The sequence below is a fragment of the Kitasatospora sp. Xyl93 genome, assembly GCF_055383135.1.
Map to the genome: position 1 here is coordinate 5,730,859 of NZ_AP029185.1, position 17,287 is coordinate 5,748,145.

The 17,287-nt window shown below is 71.9% G+C and carries 14 protein-coding genes and 1 pseudogene; 12 read left to right on the forward strand and 3 right to left on the reverse strand.

The window, feature by feature from the left end:
* Positions 1 to 66: 66 nt before the first annotated feature.
* The 5 genes from ACZ5GH_RS25340 to ACZ5GH_RS25360 all read left to right on the forward strand — a co-directional run bounded on the left by ACZ5GH_RS25340 (position 67) and on the right by ACZ5GH_RS25360 (position 2,911).
* Positions 67 to 1,263, forward strand: a complete 1,197-nt coding sequence (locus ACZ5GH_RS25340; protein ID WP_464336867.1) for a helix-turn-helix domain-containing protein — start codon at positions 67 to 69, stop codon at positions 1,261 to 1,263.
* Between the two features lie 134 nt (positions 1,264 to 1,397).
* Complete coding sequence (locus ACZ5GH_RS25345; RefSeq protein WP_464335311.1) at positions 1,398 to 1,805, forward strand: hypothetical protein; 408 nt, start codon at positions 1,398 to 1,400, stop codon at positions 1,803 to 1,805.
* Complete coding sequence (locus tag ACZ5GH_RS25350; RefSeq protein WP_464335312.1) at positions 1,805 to 2,056, forward strand: DUF7848 domain-containing protein; 252 nt, start codon at positions 1,805 to 1,807, stop codon at positions 2,054 to 2,056. Before ACZ5GH_RS25345 ends, ACZ5GH_RS25350 begins: the two co-directional genes overlap by 1 nt.
* Before the next feature lie 271 nt (positions 2,057 to 2,327).
* Entirely contained in the window at positions 2,328 to 2,663 is a 336-nt protein-coding gene (locus tag ACZ5GH_RS25355) for a hypothetical protein (RefSeq protein ID WP_464335313.1), read from the forward strand.
* An 8-nt stretch (positions 2,664 to 2,671) separates the two neighbouring features.
* On the forward strand, positions 2,672 to 2,911 hold the full coding sequence (locus ACZ5GH_RS25360) for a hypothetical protein (RefSeq protein WP_464335314.1): 240 nt from the start codon (positions 2,672 to 2,674) through the stop codon (positions 2,909 to 2,911).
* A gap of 275 nt (positions 2,912 to 3,186) precedes the next feature.
* Here ACZ5GH_RS25360 and ACZ5GH_RS25365 read toward each other — a convergent pair.
* A pseudogene (locus ACZ5GH_RS25365) lies at positions 3,187 to 3,938 on the reverse strand (tyrosine-type recombinase/integrase); the annotation flags it as partial.
* A gap of 33 nt (positions 3,939 to 3,971) precedes the next feature.
* On the opposite strand from ACZ5GH_RS25365, the gene ACZ5GH_RS25370 reads away from it, so the two are divergent.
* The 4 genes from ACZ5GH_RS25370 to ACZ5GH_RS25385 all read left to right on the forward strand — a co-directional run bounded on the left by ACZ5GH_RS25370 (position 3,972) and on the right by ACZ5GH_RS25385 (position 7,036).
* Positions 3,972 to 4,286, forward strand: a complete 315-nt coding sequence (locus tag ACZ5GH_RS25370; protein WP_464336868.1) for a DUF3710 domain-containing protein — start codon at positions 3,972 to 3,974, stop codon at positions 4,284 to 4,286.
* Between the two features lie 58 nt (positions 4,287 to 4,344).
* Entirely contained in the window at positions 4,345 to 4,596 is a 252-nt protein-coding gene (locus tag ACZ5GH_RS25375; protein WP_464335315.1) for a hypothetical protein, read from the forward strand.
* 86 nt (positions 4,597 to 4,682) lie between these two features.
* Positions 4,683 to 6,788, forward strand: coding sequence for a 4-alpha-glucanotransferase (malQ, locus tag ACZ5GH_RS25380; protein ID WP_464336869.1), 2,106 nt, complete (start codon positions 4,683 to 4,685; stop codon positions 6,786 to 6,788).
* Between the two features lie 20 nt (positions 6,789 to 6,808).
* A complete protein-coding gene (locus ACZ5GH_RS25385; protein ID WP_387757927.1) occupies positions 6,809 to 7,036 on the forward strand; it encodes a hypothetical protein in 228 nt (75 codons plus the stop codon).
* A gap of 154 nt (positions 7,037 to 7,190) precedes the next feature.
* Here ACZ5GH_RS25385 and pepN read toward each other — a convergent pair whose 3' ends face one another.
* Positions 7,191 to 9,770: an aminopeptidase N gene (pepN, locus tag ACZ5GH_RS25390; protein WP_387757929.1), complete on the reverse strand. Its 2,580-nt coding sequence runs from the start codon at positions 9,768 to 9,770 to the stop codon at positions 7,191 to 7,193.
* A gap of 164 nt (positions 9,771 to 9,934) precedes the next feature.
* Positions 9,935 to 11,581 (reverse strand): outer membrane protein assembly factor BamB family protein, encoded by a 1,647-nt coding sequence (locus ACZ5GH_RS25395; RefSeq protein WP_464335316.1) that lies wholly within the window; start codon positions 11,579 to 11,581, stop codon positions 9,935 to 9,937.
* Positions 11,582 to 12,052: 471 nt separating this feature from the next.
* Between ACZ5GH_RS25395 and ACZ5GH_RS25400 the strand changes: the two genes are divergently transcribed.
* The 3 genes from ACZ5GH_RS25400 (at position 12,053) to ACZ5GH_RS25410 (ending at position 17,173) form a co-directional block, all read left to right on the forward strand.
* Complete coding sequence (locus ACZ5GH_RS25400; RefSeq protein WP_387757932.1) at positions 12,053 to 13,231, forward strand: ROK family transcriptional regulator; 1,179 nt, start codon at positions 12,053 to 12,055, stop codon at positions 13,229 to 13,231.
* 299 nt (positions 13,232 to 13,530) lie between these two features.
* Entirely contained in the window at positions 13,531 to 15,438 is a 1,908-nt protein-coding gene (gene dxs / locus ACZ5GH_RS25405) for a 1-deoxy-D-xylulose-5-phosphate synthase (RefSeq protein ID WP_464335317.1), read from the forward strand.
* A gap of 208 nt (positions 15,439 to 15,646) precedes the next feature.
* Positions 15,647 to 17,173 carry an ArnT family glycosyltransferase gene (locus ACZ5GH_RS25410; protein WP_387757936.1) on the forward strand — a complete coding sequence of 509 codons (1,527 nt, stop codon included), beginning with the start codon at positions 15,647 to 15,649 and terminating at the stop codon, positions 17,171 to 17,173.
* The last annotated feature ends 114 nt before the right edge of the window (positions 17,174 to 17,287 follow it).

Sequence of the window (17,287 nt, forward strand, 5' to 3'; positions counted from 1 at the left end):
GGAGGTGGTGAGCAGATGACGATGGAACTCGCGGACAACGTACGGAAGTACCGGCGTCGCGCCGGGATGAGTCAGGAGGAGCTTGCCCACGCGGCGGGCCTGTCCCCGGCTACGGTCCGGAAGGTCGAGCAAGGCGGAGCGGTCCGCATGGAGACGCTTCACGCTCTGGCCCGCGCTCTGGGCATCCCCACGGCGGCACTCGTCGCGTCCGACGCACCGGAGCCCGTGGGACGGGCGGAGGAGCCGAACCGGCTCAACCTCATCCAGCTTCGCGCCGCGCTCACCCCGGCGGTGGGGCTCGTGGACCAGGACGCCCAGGCCGTGGGCGAGGAACCGAACCTGCGCGCCTACGCCCGAACGGTTCGAGACGCGCGGGTGCTGTACTTCTCCGACAGCTACAAGAGCGTCGCCGCCCAACTGCCCGGCCTGTTGCGGGACGCCGCGCGGGCCGTCGCCCACTACGACAGCGGAGACGAGCACCGGCAAGCCCTGCTCGCCCGGGCCGAGGCGTTGCGCCTGGCCGGCACCTACCTCACGCAGGTGAGGCAGTACGACATCGCCTACACGGCCCTGCGCGGAGCTATCGCGGACGCACGGGAGGGCGGGGACCTGCTCGCCGCCGGGTCCGGAGTCGGCTGCATGTGCTGGCTGCTGGTACGCCAAGGCCGGCTGGAGGAAGCGGAGCGGATCGCCGCGCAGAGCATGGACGTGGTGGAGCCGAAGATCATCGGAGCCGCGCCCGACCACTACGCGGTGTGGGGAGGGCTGGCCATGGAGGCCGCAGCCGCAGCGGCACGCAACAACCGCCCGGACGAGGCCAAGGAGTACCGCAGGGCGGCGCGGGTGGCGGCAACCGCCGTCGGCACGGCGCACCGCAACGTCTCCCGGCACTGGTCCGTCTTCGGACCGGTGACCGCCGCCATCAAGGCACTCGAAGACTCCATGGTCGTCGGCGACGCCCGCGCGGTGGTGCGCAAGGCCGGCGAAGAAGCCGAGCTGTCACCGAAGGCGTGGAAGCGACTGGGCAGGCCCAGCACGAACGACGGGAACCGCTTCACTCTGGACATGGCGCGCGCCCACACTCGAACCGGAGACCTGTCGGCCGCCATGGACGAACTGACCCGCGCTCGCGAAGCCGCCCCCGAGTGGCTGAGGCACCAGAACTCGGCGGCCGAGACGATGCTGGAGATCCTGAGCAAGCGCAAGCGCACGCTGACCAGCGACATGCGCGAGATGGCCGGCTACCTGGGCGTCGTCGGATAGCTGCTACGCAGCGTGGCAGTTCGCGGCCCTTGCGTTTCGATCTACCCTGTTGGGTCCGTGGATTGACGTGTGGTCAGGTCGTTACGGTCGCCGTGTCCTGTTTCAGCGACCGAGGCCGGGGATCCACTGTGGGCATGCCGAGGAGCGACGCGGACCGTCTGCGTCGCAGGGAGTTGCACGAAGCGGCGTCGGGCATGGCGGGCCCCCGCCTGCTGCCATGGACCACCGAGGACGGGCGCCCCTGCTATCTGAGCACCGACGGCAAGGGCTACATCTCGACGCTCGCCGACGGCATCGAAACCGTGCAGCTCGGCATGGGTCAGGAGCTGCTGGAGTACGCCCGGGGCATCCTGGCCCCCGGAGCCAAGGCGCAGTCGGCCATCGAATACCGCTGGCTCGCCTGCCGGCTGACCGAGGCCCTGTCGGACGCGCTCAGGGTCGCGGACTCACGCGGGCAGCGCATCCCGGCGCCGCAGGAGGACGCGGCCGAGGAGGGCGAACCCGCGAACGCCAACCCCCTTGGCGGACAGGAGGAAGGCTGATGGGCAAGGCCACCCGCTACCGCTTCCGCGAGTACCACGTGACCACCGTGACCGACCCCTTGGCGCTGCCGACCTTCGAGGCGGTCTGCGTCACCGGCGAAGAACGGAACTGCGCTGCCGCGTCCGGCGAGCTGCACACCCCCGAGGAACTCACCCGCTGGATCGCCGGCCACTGCGCGCAGACGGGCCACCAGTCGTACGAGCAGACCACCCGCACCATCGTCCGCGCCGAGCCCGGAGCTTGGCAGTAGGATCACGCGCGCCGCCGTCGGCGAGGGCGATTGGTCTACACATCTGACGGCAGCGGCGACGGCAACAACCACGGACTTCAGCGCACATCCACGGATGCCGACGGACCGTCAAATCACCGCTGACCTGCGGAAAAGCAGGTGGAGAGGGGTCGCGTAGCACACGTACTATGTGCTCGCAGGCGCCAAACCGGTACTCGTTCATAATTGCGGGGTCACGCGAGGTGGCGACGAAAGTACATACTCTATCTCGCACGAGGCGAGCGGAAGCGGTGTGATTGCAGACCTTGACGGCAAAGGCATCCTGACAATGATGATGCACAATAATCCCGATAAGGGATCGCCGTTGCGCGGCAAGGAAATGTTCGATGAAGTAATGGGTCACTTTGGGGACCGGGTCCAGGGGGTTCAGGGGATCTGGGTCTACGGAGATAATCTTGGCGGCTTCAATGATGCTGTGCGTGGCGGCGCGAGCCTAGTGGCCGCAGCCAAGGGGACCTGGACTGGCAGGCAAGCGGCCCGGTATGGATTCACCCGCGCGAAGATCGATGAAGCAGTTCCGAGGCTGGACGGAGACTTTCAGCACGTCCTTGCCACATTCCGAAGGTGAAGGAACCAATGAATGAGGAATTGGAGCGGTTGGCTCGCCTGGCCGCCGGATATCGCGACATTGGCTGCACTGTCGTAGAGGTTGCTGATCTCATGATTGAGAATCATCCGAGCCTAAGAGGGGTTCCCTTTAATCTGGCTCAGATTCTCCGATCGACCTTCGGTCTGCCGGTCCGTGACTTGCAGTACATCAATGCCTGGCTGCAGGGTGAAATTTCGCGAGAAACCCTTGAGGAGAGCCTTGGCTAATTGACGGAGCGGGCAGGCATTTTTCACATGCCAAATAGGTGCCTGAAGGGCCCCGCCGAAGGAAGTCTTCGGCGGGGCCCGGCACCTCTGACGGCAATGTCAGCGGACGGGGTCTGCACTTGGCGGGTCGTCGTGCCTATCAGCGGTCCGGAGAGCCTCGCCGAGGGTGTCGATGGCTTGGCGTCGGAGACGGAACCGGATGAGGCGGGGCCTGGCTGTCTGGCACAGCGTGGCGGAGTGCCGGGTCAGGGTGGATGGTCCCCGGCGTCGCGGTCGAGGAGTTCGCCCTTGCGGAGTCCGGTGCGGAGCGCGAGTTCAAAGAGGGCGTGCAGGCGGTGGCCCTGCGTGGAAGCGAGAAAGTTGCGGGCCTCGTCGACAGTGGGCGGGTTGAAGCGGCGCGGCTGGGGCGGCCCGGTGCGGACGTTGCGGGCGACGTTGCGCGGGATCTCCTCCTCACGGACGGCATGCTCCAGGGCCGACTTGAGCCCGGAGTGGATGTAGGCCAGCGTCAGTGGCGAGAGGTGCTTGCGGCAGCACTTGCCGATGGCGCAGCATCGCGGCTGGCGGCCGGCCGGGGCGTCGGGCTTGCGGCGGGCGTCGATGCCGCGTGCGCGGCACTGGCAGACGGTCCGCAGCCCGTTCAGCCAGCTCCGGATGTCTTTGACGGCCAGCTGGCGAGCTTCTTCTTGCCGAGGCCGGGGATGAAGTACTGGTTGACGCAGGCGGTGTAGCGGGTGTAAGTGGTCTCCCGGAGCCGGTGGACGGCGACCGCCTCCAGCCAGTACGTGAGGTAGGCGGCCAGACTCCCTTGGGCGGAGACCACGGGGACGCCACGGTTGCTGGCGGCGATCTTTTTCGTGAGCTTGGTCAGCGCCTCCTTGCGGGTGCTGCCGTAGACGCGGACGCGCTTGCGAGTGTTGCCGGGGGCAAGGACGTATCCGGTCCCAGCGGCCGTCCGGCGCTTTCGTGGGAGTTGCCGTCTGGAAGGGACACGAGACCGCGCTGCAGCTTCAAGCCTTTCGCCCACTCTGTCGGGCTCCTGGGCCAGGGATCGTGAGCAATCGCGGACAGCGTTCGGCAGCTCGGCGGAGAGTCGAGAGCCTGGGCGGGCCAGGCCGGGGCGGAGCTCAGGTGCGAGGTTCCGGCGAGGGCGAAGTCGGGCGAGACGGGGATGCAGATCATCCGCGTGATCGGCTGCGGCGGCCCGGGCTGGCTACTGCGGGGGATCGTGGCTGGCGAGGGCGCCACTGTCGACAGCCGTGACGAGTGGGGCGTACGAGTTCTTCGAACGGACCGTGGTGAGTCCCGTCCTTCCAGCAGGTTTCCGCGGCACTTTTGTCCCCAACGGGTTTCGTCGGTATGCGCTCCGCACTGACGATCAACCGATTCCGCTGCGTCGACCCGACTGAGCCACCCGGCAGCGCGGAGTCGCGGTGGAGGTGCATCGCTTCGATGCGCCAGTGGACGCGGGCGCGCGGGCCCGGTTCGGTGCTCCGATCCGGGCCCTGCGTCATGCCGGGAGGCCCATCGAGGTCCCGTTCCTCTTCGATGGCTTCCAGCGAGCGGGACGTCGTGAGTTCCGGTCGATCCTCATACCTGCGGCCCGGACCGCCGACCAGCCGGAACGCGACACGGACGGCTCGGCCGTCGTGTCGCGCTGGGTGATCGTGGTGTCACGCGGGTAGGACTGTGGCTGTTCCGACCGGGCGTTGCCGAGACATCGCAGGAGCCGCGAGTGGCCGCTTACCACGACAGTGACGGAGCCGAGCAGGTGCCGGCGCAGGATGCTCCGCCGCCGCCCGCCGAACTGGTGGCGCTGGCGCAGGCGTACGGGGTGGACACCCGGTACCCGGGGCCGGGCGGGCAGGCGGTGGGGACGCGGACGCTGGTCGCGGTGCTGGGGGCGATGGGGGTGGCGGCCGGGTCGCCGCAGGAGGTGCGGGAGGCGTTGGAGCGTCACCGGGCCGGGCAGCGGGGCCGGTTGCTGCCGCCGTGCGTGGTGGTGCGGCAGGGGAGGAGGACGGCGCTGGACGTGCCGGCGGACGCCCGGTTGCGGGTGGAGCTGGAGGGCGGCGGCAGTTGGGAGCTGCCGCGGGGGCACTCGCACTGGGTGCCGGGGGACCTGCCGCTGGGCCGCCACGTGCTCACGGCGCGGAGCGAGGGCCGGACCGCCCGGGCCGCGCTGGTCGTCGCGCCCGAGCGGCTGCCGCAACTGCCCGGCCGCAGCTGGGGGTTCCTCGCCCAGCTGTACTCGGTGCTGTCCGAACGCTCCTGGGGCATGGGCGACCTCGGCGACCTCGGTGAGCTGGTCCGGTGGGCGGGGGCCGGTCTCGGGGCGGGCTTCGTGCAGATCAACCCGCTGCACGCGGGCGTGCCCACCAGCCCCTCCGACCCCTCCCCGTACCGCCCGTCCTCGCGCCGCTTCGCCGACCCGGTGCACCTGCGGATCGAGGCCGTTCCCGAGTACGCCTATCTGACCGCGGAGCAACGGCGGAGCGCCGAGGAGCTGAGCCGCCGCGCCGCCCGGCTGCGCGAGGAAGTGCTCGTCCACGACGCCCTGATCGACCGGGACGCCGTGTGGCGGCTCAAGCGCGAGGCCCTGGAGCTGCTGTACGAGGTGCCGCGCGGCCCCGGGCGGCAGGCCGAGTACGAGGCGTTCCGGCGCCGCGAGGGCGAGTGGCTGCGCCGGCACGCGCTGTGGAACGCGCTGGCCGAGGAGCACGGCCCGGACTGGCACCACTGGCCGAAGGGCCTGCGTCACCCGGACGGCCCACAGGTCGGGCAGGCCGAGAAGGAGCTCGCGGAGCGGGTCGGGTTCCACCGCTGGCTCACCTGGCAGGTCGACCAGCAGCTCGCCCACGCCCAGCGGGCGGCCCGGGACGCCGGCATGCCGGTCGGCCTGATCCACGACCTGGCGGTCGGCGTCCACCCGGACGGCGCGGACGCCTGGGCGCTGCAGGACGTGCTGGCCGCCGGCATCTCGGTCGGCGCCCCGCCGGACGCCTTCAACGCCCACGGCCAGGACTGGGGTCTGCCGCCCTGGCGCCCGGACGCGCTGGCCGAGGCCGGCTACGCCCCGTTCGCGGAGCTGCTGCGGGCCACCGCCCGGCACGCCGGGGCGGTGCGGATCGACCACGTGATGGGCCTGTTCCGGCTCTGGTGGGTGCCGGAGGGCCACCCGCCGACCGAGGGCGTGTACGTGCGCTACGACGCGGAGGCGATGCTCGGCGTGCTGGCGCTGGAGGCGCACCGGGCCGGGACGGCGGTGATCGGGGAGGACCTCGGCACGGTGGAGCCGGGCGTTCGGGAGGAGCTGGCGGCGCGCGGGGTGCTCGGCACCTCCGTCCTCTGGTTCGAGCGGGACTGGCAGGCCGACGGGGCTCCGGTCCTCGGTCCGGACCGCTGGCGGCCGGGCTGCCTGGCCACCCTCACCACCCACGACCTGCCCAGCACGGCGGCCCGGCTCTCCGGCGAGCACGTCGAGCTGCGGCACCGGCTGGGCCTGCTGGCCCGGCCGCTGGCGGAGGAGCAGGCGCAGGCGGCGGCGGAGCTGGCGGACTGGCGGGCCGAGCTGGCGCGGCTGGGGCTGCTCGCCGAGGACGAGCCGCTGACGGCGCCGCTGCTGTACCGGTTCCTGCGGGCCACCCCGGCGGAGCTGGTCGGGGTCTGGCTGCCGGACCTGGTCGGCGACCCGCGCCCGCAGAACCTGCCCGGCACCTGGGACCAGTACCCGAACTGGCGCCTGCCGGTCGCCGACGGCTCCGGTGCGCCGGTCACCCTGGAACGCCTCGCCGCCGCGCCCGCCGCCGGCCTGCTCTCCCAGCTCCTCGCCCCCGCCGCCTCCGTCAGGCCGACCCCGACGCGCGCCGTCCCATAAGCGGCGGGTAAGTTGGAAACGTGGACAAGAGGAACGCTTTGCGAGCCGGCGCGGTCTCCGCAACGGTCACGCTGATGATGCTGCTGACGTCGCCCGCCATGGCCTTCGCCCGGGACGACGGTGACGACCCGGGCTCCGGCCTGAGTGTCGGTGAGACCCTCGGCCTGTACGTGTTTCTGCCGCTCGTGGCCTTCGCGCTGATCGCCGGGCTGGCCGGCCTGCCGTACGGCAAGGGCAAGAAGAAGTAACTCCTCGAGGCAACGCCTCACGGCAACGCTTCTAGGCACCTCCTCTAGGCAGCTCCTCGGAGCAAGCCGACCGTCGCGTCCACCAGGACCCGCACGACCCCGAAGGGGCGCCGGACGATCCCGTCCGGCGCCCCTCCGTGGTTCCGGGGGACCGTCAGCGGGCCCCCGCCGCACGGTCGGCCGCCTGCGCCCTGAGCGCGCGCTCGACGCCCGCCCGCGCCTCGACGACCTGGCGCCGCAGCGCCGGCGCCGGCTCGGCCGAGGCCAGCCACGCGTCGGTCGCGTCCAGCGTCTCCTGCGTCACCTGCAGGGCCGGGTACAGTCCGACGATGATCTGCTGCGAGATCTCGTGGCTGCGGGTCTCCCAGACGTGCTTCACCGCCGCGAAGTACTTCGCCGCGTACGGCGCGAGCAGCTCGCGCTGGTCGGACTGCTGGAAGCCGGCGATGACCGCTTCCTGCACATAGTTCGTCAGCTTGTCGGACTCCACCACCGACGCCCAGGCCTCCGCCTTGGCCTCGGCGGTCGGCCGGGCGGCGCGGCAGGTGGCCGCGTGCTCCTGGCCGGCCGCGGTGTTGTCCCGCTCCAGCTCGGCGGCGATGGCGGCCTCGTCGGCCCGGCCGGTGGCCGCGAGGCGCACCAGCAGGGTCCAGCGCAGCTCGGTGTCCACCGCGAGGCCCTTGATCTCGGCCGAGCCGTCCAGCAGCCCGGCGAGCAGGCCCAGCTGACCGTCCGTGCGGGCGACCGCGGCGAGGGCGCGGGCCCAGGCCAGCTGGTGGTCGCTGCCGGGCTCGGCGGCGCGCAGGTGCTCCTCCGCGGCGGCGGCCCAGCGGTCGAGGCCCTCCTCGCGCCACGCCGGGTCGGCGTAGGCGTCGAGGGCGAGCTTGACCTGGCGATGCACGGACTGCACCACGCCGATGTCGCTCTCGCGCCCGATGCCGGACAGCGCCAGCGACAGGTAGTCGCGGGCGGCCAGCTCGCCGTCGCGGGTCATGTCCCAGGCGGAGGCCCAGCACAGCGCGCGCGGCAGCGACTCGGTGAAGCCGCCGAGGTTCTCGGTGACGACGGCCAGCGAGTCCTCGTCGAGCCGGATCTTGGCGTACGAGAGGTCGTCGTCGTTCAGCAGCACGACGGCCGGGCGGTGCCGGCCGACCAGCTCGGGCACCTCGGTGCGCGGGCCGTCGACGTCCAGCTCGATCCGGTCGGTGCGCACCAGCGCGTCACCGTTGAGCTCGTACAGGCCGATCGCGATGCGGTGCGGCCGCAGCACGGCCTCGCCCTTGGCGCCGGCGGGCAGCGCGGGGGCCTCCTGGAGCACCGCGAAGGACTCGATCTCGCCGTCGGTGTTCAGCACGACGGACGGCCGCAGCACGTTGATGCCGGCGGTCTCCAGCCAGGCCTTGGACCAGGCCTTGAGGTCGCGGCCGCTGGCCTCCTCCAGGGCGCCGAGCAGGTCGCTGAGCCGGGTGTTGCCCCAGGCGTGGCGCTTGAAGTACGCCTGGACGCCCTGGAAGAAGGCGTCCTGGCCGACGTACGCCACCAGCTGCTTGAGCACCGAGGCGCCCTTGGCGTAGGTGATGCCGTCGAAGTTGACCTGGACGTCCTCCAGGTCGTTGATCTCCGCCATGATCGGGTGGGTGGACGGCAGCTGGTCCTGCCGGTACGCCCAGGTCTTCATCTGGTTGGCGAAGGTGGTCCAGGAGTGCGGCCACCTGGAGCCGGGGGCCTCGGCCTGGCAGACGGCCTCGGCGAAGGTCGCGAAGGACTCGTTGAGCCAGAGGTCGTTCCACCACTCCATGGTGACGAGGTCGCCGAACCACATGTGGGCGAGCTCGTGCAGGATCGTCGCGGCGCGGGCCTCGTAGGCGGCGTCGGTGACCTTGGAGCGGAACACGTACTGGTCGCGCAGCGTGACGGCGCCCGCGTTCTCCATCGCGCCGGCGTTGAACTCCGGGACGAAGAGCTGGTCGTACTTGGCGAACGGGTACGGGAAGTCGAACTTCTCCTGGAAGTAGTCGAAGCCCTGCTTGGTGACCTCGAAGACGGCCTCCGGGTCCAGGTACTCGCGCAGCGAGGGCCGGCAGTAGACGCCCAGCGGCACCTTCTGCTCGCCGTTCTCGTAGGTGTCGAAGACGCCGACGTACGGGCCGGCGACGAGCGCGGTGATGTAGCTGGAGATCCGGCCGGTGGGCTCGAACGTCCAGACCCGGGTGTCGCCCTCGCCGACCGGCTCCGGGGTCGGCGAGTTGGAGACCACGACCCAGCCCGCGGGCGCGGTCACGGTGAACGCGAACGCGGCCTTCAGGTCGGGCTGCTCGAAGTTGGCGAAGACCCGGCGGGCGTCCGGCACCTCGAACTGGGTGTACAGGTAGGTCTCGCCGTCGACCGGGTCGACGAACCGGTGCAGGCCCTCACCGGTGTTGGTGTACTCGCAGTTCGCGACGACCCGCAGCTCGTTCTCGGCCGCCAGGTCCGGCAGCGGGATGCGGCTGTCGGCGAAGCTCGCCGGGTCCAGCCGCACGCCGTTGAGGGTGATCTCCTCGACGCTCGGGGCGACGAGGTCGATGAAGGTGTCCGCGCCGGGGGTGGTGGCGGTGAACCGGACCACGGTGGTGGACCGGAAGGTACCGCCCTCGCGGGCCGAACCGAGGTCGAGCTCGATGTCGTACGCGTCCACGTGGAGGAGGTCGGCCCGGGTGCGGGCCTCCTCACGGGTCAGGTTTGTGCCGGGCACTCGCTGCACTCCTTTGTCAGACTGATGGTCCGAATCCTCGCACGTCCAACGGACCGGGCGGCCGGAAAATCACGGGCGGGGCGGGCCCGGGCGATCAGCCCCGGCCCACCCCGCCCGGGTGGTTCACCGTGTCGGTCCACGACGGGGGCTGCAAGCCCCCGGCGTCACTTCTTCCACTTGGTCAGCGGACCGTCGCTGGCGCTGTAGCGGCGGAACGCGTAGACCGCGGCGCCGTCGTCCGAGATCAGGTACTCGGTGCTGCTGCTGCCGATGCTCATGCTGCTCGGCATGGCCATGGTGCCGAGGTCGGTCAGCGAGCCGTCGGTCGGCGAGAGCGTCACCAGGCGGGCCGGCTTGTTGTAGCCCTGGTCGACGACGGCGCGGACCTTGCCCTCCTTGTCGGTCCCGGCCACCAGGCGCATGTCGTTGCTGGCCGAACCGGAGTTGGCCGCCCACAGCCGCTTGCCGGTGTTCAGGTCGTAGGCGTTGATGCCCGCCTTGCTGCCGCTGACCTGGACGTACAGCGTGGTGCCGCTGACCACGTTGCGGGTGACGGCCTCGTCCTGGCCGGAGAGCCGCAGGCTGTCCGAACCGGGCTCCTTGACGGACATCTGGTTGCCCGGCTTGTTGTCCTTGTCGAACGGCAGGACGTAGTCGCCCTGCGGACCGTTGGACATCAGCAGCACCAGCGGCTTGTCCTGGACGACCGAGTCGACCTCCTCGATGCTGCCGGTGAGGGTGATCGGGGTGCTGGCCGGCTTGCCGGTCTCGGCGTTGACGATCACCAGCTGCGACTTCGGGCCGCTGGTGCCGTAGCAGCGGTCGCTGACCGCGATCTGGGTGCCGGCCGCCTTGGCGCGCAGGATGCAGTCCTTGTCACGGGGCTGGTACTGCCAGGCCGGCTGGCCGTTGGCGATGCTCAGGGCACCGACCATGTTGCCGCCGACGGCGACCACGTTCTCGGTGACGCTGAGGGTCGGCGAGGACATCCGGTCGGCCGAGACCTTGACGCTCCACAGCAGCTTGCCCTGCGCCAGGTCGACGGCGCCGACGGTGGAGCAGTCGCTGTCACCGGTGTTGAAGGAGACGGCGGCGATGCCCTTGGAGTTGGCGCCGTACGAGGCGGTGCACATCTCCTTGCTGCCGGCCGGGACGGGGATGGTCCAGGCCTCCTTGCCGTCGGTCAGGTTGTAGGCCTTGATGCCGGAGCTGTCGGCGCGCACGGCGAGCTTGTCGGTGCCCCAGACGCCGAGCAGCTGGCTGGAGCTGTCCGAGGTGGCCGGCTTGGGTGCGCTCCAGGCGACGGTGAAGGTGCCGCCCTTGGTGCCGGGGCCGGGGCCGCCGGTGGTCCCGCCGTTGTCGGTGCCGCCGGTGGCGACCGGGCCCGGGCCCGGGTCGGGCTTGGGATCGGGGTCCTTGAGCAGGACGACCAGGGCGATCACGATCGAGATCGCCAGCACGCCGCCGATGATCCCGCCCCACAGCATCACGGGGTTGCGCTGCTTGGGCGCGACGGGCGCGACCGGGTAGCCGTACCCGGGCTGCTGCTGGTAGTTGTAGCCGCCGGTGTTGTAGCCCTGCCCGGCGTCCGGCGCGCCGTACGGGGCGCCGGGGACCGGGTCGTACGGGCCGACCGGCGCGGCGCCGGGCGGCGGCGGGGCCTGGGTGGGGAACCCGGTCGCGGTCGGCGCGTACGCCGCGTACTCCGGGCTGCCGACGGGCGGCTGCGCGGGCGGTGCCGGCGGCTGGGCGGGCGGCGGGCCCGCGGGTGCGGCCGGGCCCGGAACGGCCGCGCCGTCGAGCTGCGTCATCTGGTCCGCGACGGCGGCCGGATCGACACCACCGCCCGGCGGGCGCCCGAACGAGACGCCCCGGTTGTCCTGCGGACCGTTGCCGGGCGTTTCGCCTGCCCCCGGCGTAGGGTGATCCCCTGCCATCTGATTCCCCGTCATGTCTGGAAGCGTCCCCCTGCCGGTGCCGTCCACGGCTCCGATGGGACGGGTGAGAATTGGGCACCATGGTAGTGGTGTGCGGATTTGCGCCGCCGCCAGGACCGCGGATCCCCGTCCTCGCAGGTCCAGGCCGTGCAACACCTTCACCCTCCGATCACCGGGCCGCCACGCCCGCGCCCCGCGCCACGGCGCGCGCCGGTGCCCCGCCGTCCGCGCTCCCCGGGCGCCCGCCGGCTCCCACCGGGGCCCCCGTCCGGCCCCCCGGGCCGTACCCTTCAGGAGTTGAAGGGGACGCCCGGCGGAGGGGTCCCCGCCCTGGGAGGGTGGATCATGTCGACGGACACACCGGGCTCGCAGTCCTCGCTGCACCGGGCGAACCTGGAACGGGTGCTCCGCGCGGTGCGGATGGCCGGCTCGCTGACCCAGGCCGAGATCGCCCGCGGCACCGGCCTGTCCGCGGCCACCGTCTCCAACATCGTGCGGGAGTTGAAGGAGAGCGGCACCGTCGTGGTCGCCGACACCTCCTCCGGCGGCCGCCGCGCCCGCAGCGTCTCGCTCAGCGGGGACGCCGGCATCGTGGTCGGCATCGACTTCGGCCACACCCACCTGCGCGTCGCGGTCGGCAACCTGGCCCACCGGGTGCTGGCCGAGGAGAGCGCCCCGATCGACGTTGACGTCTCCGCCCAGCAGGGCTTCGACCGCGCCGAGGCGATGGTGGAGCGGCTGCTGGCGCAGGCCGGGTTCCGCCCCGACAAGGTGATCGGCGTCGGCCTCGGCGTGCCCGGCCCGATCGACGTGGAGACGGGCGCGCTCGGCTCCACCGCGATCCTGCCCGGCTGGACGGGCATCGCCCCGGGCCGGGAGCTGGCCGAGCGGCTCGGCATGCCGGTGCACGTGGACAACGACGCCAACCTGGGCGCGCTCGGCGAGCTGGTCTGGGGCGCGGGCCGCGGGCTGAGCGACCTCGCCTACATCAAGGTCGCCAGCGGCGTCGGCGCCGGGCTGGTGGTGAACGGCCAGATCTACCGCGGCCCGGGCGGCACCGCGGGTGAGATCGGGCACATCACCCTGGACGAGGCCGGGCCGGTCTGCCGCTGCGGCAACCGCGGCTGCCTGGAGACCTTCGTCGGCTCCCGCTACCTGCTCTCGCTGCTCGTCTCCACCCTCGGCCCGGACCTCAGCCTGCCCCGGGTGGTCGAGCTGGCCCACCAGGGCGACCTCGGCTGCCGGCGGGTGATCGCCGACGCGGGCCGGCAGATCGGCACCGGCGTCGCGACCCTGTGCAACCTGCTCAACCCCCGCCGGGTGATCCTCGGCGGGGACCTCGCCGAGGCCGGTGAGCTGGTGCTCTCCCCGATCCGGGACTCGGTGGCCCGCTACGCGATCCCGAGCGCCGCCCGGCAGCTCTCGGTCGTGCCCGGCACCCTCGGCGGCCGGGCCGAGGTGCTCGGCGCGCTGGCCCTGGTGATGAGCGAGATGGGGGAGTCCGGCGCGCTGGGCCGCGCCTGAGGCCGGCGGCGGCGCGGCCGGCCGAGGCGGCCGCCCGGGGTCGCGCTCGAACAGCCGCGCCGACCGGATGAGCGAGCCCGAACGTCCGTCCGTCAATCCGGGGTGACCCGCCGCCCCGGCCCGACCTCCCGGAATGGCGGTAACCGAACCGTGGCACCGGGCGCGCCGCTCGGTGTCCGGCAGGCGGACATTAGACTCGACCGGTCGGCACCGGCCGGGACCGTCGGCCTGCCGCCGGACCGGGCAGCGACGCCCGTCGGACCGTCCGTGGTCCGCGAACACTGAACGAGGAGGAACGGGTGGCCCTGCTGACCCGCATTCGGGGACCGCGCGATCTCGACCGGCTCACGCCCGGACAGCTGGCCGCACTGGCCCAGGAGATCCGGACCTTCCTGGTGACCGAGGTCTCCAAGACGGGCGGACACCTCGGCCCCAACCTCGGCGTGGTCGAGCTCACCATCGCGCTGCACCGGGTCTTCGACTCGCCGCGCGACCGCATCCTCTTCGACACCGGCCACCAGAGCTACGTCCACAAGCTGCTCACCGGCCGCCAGGACTTCTCCCGGCTGCGGATGAAGGGCGGCCTGTCCGGCTACCCGTCCCGCGCCGAGTCCGAGCACGACGTGATCGAGAACTCGCACGCCTCCACGGTGCTCTCGTACGCCGACGGCCTGGCCAAGGCCAACCAGCTGCTGGGCAAGAGCGACCCGGTCGTCGCGGTGATCGGCGACGGCGCGCTCACCGGCGGCATGGCCTGGGAGGCGCTCAACAACATCGCCGACGCCAAGGACCGCCCGCTCGTCATCGTCGTCAACGACAACGAGCGCTCGTACTCGCCGACCATCGGCGGCCTGGCCAACCACCTCGCCACCCTGCGCACCACCCAGGGCTACGAGCGCTTCCTGTCCTGGGGCAAGGAGGCGCTGCAGCGCACCCCGGTGGTCGGCCAGCAGCTGTTCGAGACGCTGCACGGCGCCAAGAAGGGCCTCAAGGACTTCATCGCCCCGCAGGGCATGTTCGAGGACCTCGGCCTCAAGTACATCGGCCCGATCGACGGCCACGACCTGACCGCCCTGGAGTCCGCGCTGACCAAGGCGCGCGGCTTCGGCGGCCCGGTGATCGTGCACTGCCTCACCGAGAAGGGCCGCGGCTACCACGCCGCCGAGAACAACGACGAGGACCGCTTCCACGCGGTCGGCAAGATCCACCCGGAGACCGGCCTGCCGATCCAGAGCGGCGGCGGGAGGAGCTGGACCTCGGTCTTCGCCGAGGAGATGGTCGCGCTCGGCCACGAGCGCGAGGACATCGTCGGCATCACCGCCGCCATGCTCCACCCGGTCGGCCTGGCCCCGTTCGCCGAGGCCTTCCCGGACCGCATCTTCGACGTCGGCATCGCCGAGCAGCACGCCGTCACCAGCGCCGCCGGCCTGGCCACCAACGGCCTGCACCCGGTCTTCGCGGTCTACGCGACGTTCCTGAACCGGGCCTTCGACCAGGTCCTGATGGACGTCGCCCTGCACAAGCTGGGCGTCACCTTCGTGCTGGACCGGGCCGGGGTCACCGGCGACGACGGCGCCTCGCACAACGGCATGTGGGACATGTCGATGCTGCAGATCATCCCGACCCTGCGGCTGGCCGCCCCGCGCGACGCCGAGCAGGTCCGCGCGCTGCTGCGCGAGGCCGTCGAGGTCGAGGACGCCCCGACCGTGGTCCGCTACTCCAAGGGCACGGTCGGCCCGGCCGTCCCCGCGGTCGGCCGGATCGGCGGCATGGACGTGCTGCGCGCCGCCGAGGAGCCCTCCGGCGCCCACCGCGCCGACGTGCTGATCGTCTCGGTCGGCGCGATGGCCCCCACCAGCCTGGAGGTCGCCGACCTGCTGGCCGCCCAGGGCATCACCGCCACCGTGGTGGACCCGCGCTGGGTCAAGCCGGTGGACCCGGCCCTGCCGGGCCTGGCCGCCGAGCACCGGATGGTCGTCACGATCGAGGACAACGGCCGGGTGGGCGGCGTCGGCGCGGCCGTGGCGCAGGCGCTGCGGGACGCGGACGTGGACCTGCCGGTGCGCGACTTCGGAATCCCGCAGGAGTTCCTGGACCACGCCAGCCGGGCCGAGATCCTGGCCGAGATCGGCCTGAACGGGCCGGACATCGCCCGGAAGGTGGAGACCCTGGTCGCCAAGCTGGACGCGGCGCCGGTCGAGGCCTGACGGACACGGCGGGCGAAAGCGCCGGTGGAAGGCCCGCACCGGGCACGCCGAAGGGACCGGCGGTCCGTTCGTGTCGGACCGGTCACCCGTTCCGCCGCCGACTGTTCGTCGTAACTTCGTAACAGTTCGTCACGAAACAAGCTGACAATCGCACTGAAAGGCGGGACCGGCGCCACCGGCGCCGATCCCGCCCGGTAGGTTGTCACCCGTGCCGACCCCCACCCGCCTCCGCCTCACCGGACTGGCCGAGCGCCTGCCCGAGCGCGTCCGTACCCGTGTGCTCACCGGGTACTGGACCAGGCTGGTGCCGGTGCTCGCGCTGGTCGCGCTGCTCACCCACATCCCCTCCTTCGCCCGGCCCGTCTGGAGCCCGGACGAGGGCTTCCTGGCCACCCAGGCCCGGATGCTGGCGGACGGCGGAGTGCTGTACGACACCGTGGTGGACCGCAAGCCGCCGCTGCTGCCCTGGCTCTACCAGGCCTGCTTCGCGGTCTTCGGCTCCGCCTCGCTCTGGCCGCTGCGCACCCTGGCGGTGGTGGCCCACCTGGTCACCGCGATCCTGCTGGCCTCGATCGCCCGCGGCCGCTGGGGCAACCGGGCCGGCGCCGGGGCCGGGCTGCTCTACCTGCTGGTCTCCATCGGGCTCTCCCCGGAGGACACCCAGGCGGCGACCTTCGAGGTCTTCATGCTGCCCGCGATGGTGGCCGCCTTCCGGTACGCCGAACGGCGCCGCTGGCTGGCCGCGGGCATCGCGGTCGCGCTGTGCTCACTGACCAAGCAGACCGGCGGCGCGGTGCTGCTGCCGGTGCTCTGGATGCTGTTCCAGGACACCCGCCGGCGCGGGGTGCGCTGGCCGCCCGCGCTGTTCAAGATCGGGTTCGGCTTCATCCTGCCGATAGCGCTGGTCGCGGTGATCCTCACCAAGCCCAAGGGCTTCCTCTTCTGGGTCGTCACCGGCAGCGGCGACTACGCCTCCTTCGGCGGCGCCTGGCTCCAGATGGTCGGCCGGGCGCTCGGCAACTCGGCCATCCTGGCCGGGGCCGGCCTGGGCTTCCTGCTCCCGGTCGGGCGCCGGCTCTGGCTCAAGCGCCGCCACCGCCCGCTGCCGGTGGCCGGCGAGGAGCACGGCTCGACCACCGACCTGTGGGTCTGGCTGCTCTCCTCGGTCGTCGCGGTCAGCGTGGGCTTCCACTTCTTCGGCCACTACTACCTCCAGCTGATGCCGCCGCTGGTGCTGCTGGGCACCGGGGCGGTCGCCACCTCGGCGGTCCGCTGGAAGCCCGTCCTGGTGTACACCACGGCCGCCGCGACGGTGTTCTGGGGCCTGGCGCTGGCCTGGCCGGGGGAGCGGCTCAACCGCACCACCGAGGTCGCCACCGCCATCGCCGCCCAGACCACTCCCAAGGACACCCTGCTGGTCTGGGGGATGCACCCCGAGCTGTACTGGCTGGCCGACCGCAAGCCCGCCACCCGCTACCTGACGGCCGGCTTCCTCACCAACTACAGCGGCGGCAAGGACGGCAACCAGAACGTCGGCGAGCAGTTCAGCGTCGCCAACGCCTGGCAGACCTTCGACAAGGAGCTGGCCAACGGCCTGCCCGAGGTCGTGGTCGACGACTCCGGCATCGCCCCGTACCAGCCGGTGATGGTCCCGCGGATCGAGAACCTGCTGGACACCCACTACGAGATGGTCGGCGTCTTCGCCGACACCGTGGTCTACCGCCTCAAGCACTGAGACCCCGGTCCGCGGCCGGCCGGGCGACCGCTCCGTACACGCCCGCCGCTCGGCGGCTCCGTACACAGACATCCGGCTCGTACACAGGGCACCCTGGCGGCAGCTCCGTACACA

Coding starts and splice junctions, on each gene's coding strand:
- ACZ5GH_RS25345 (WP_464335311.1), top strand. CDS start 1,398: ATGCCGAGGAGCGACGCGGACCGTCTGCGTCGCAGGGAGTTGCACGAA.
- ACZ5GH_RS25400 (WP_387757932.1), top strand. CDS start 12,053: ATGTCGACGGACACACCGGGCTCGCAGTCCTCGCTGCACCGGGCGAAC.
- ACZ5GH_RS25340 (WP_464336867.1), top strand. CDS start 67: ATGAGTCAGGAGGAGCTTGCCCACGCGGCGGGCCTGTCCCCGGCTACG.
- ACZ5GH_RS25350 (WP_464335312.1), top strand. CDS start 1,805: ATGGGCAAGGCCACCCGCTACCGCTTCCGCGAGTACCACGTGACCACC.
- ACZ5GH_RS25395 (WP_464335316.1), bottom strand. CDS start 11,581: ATGACGCAGCTCGACGGCGCGGCCGTTCCGGGCCCGGCCGCACCCGCG.
- ACZ5GH_RS25360 (WP_464335314.1), top strand. CDS start 2,672: ATGAATGAGGAATTGGAGCGGTTGGCTCGCCTGGCCGCCGGATATCGC.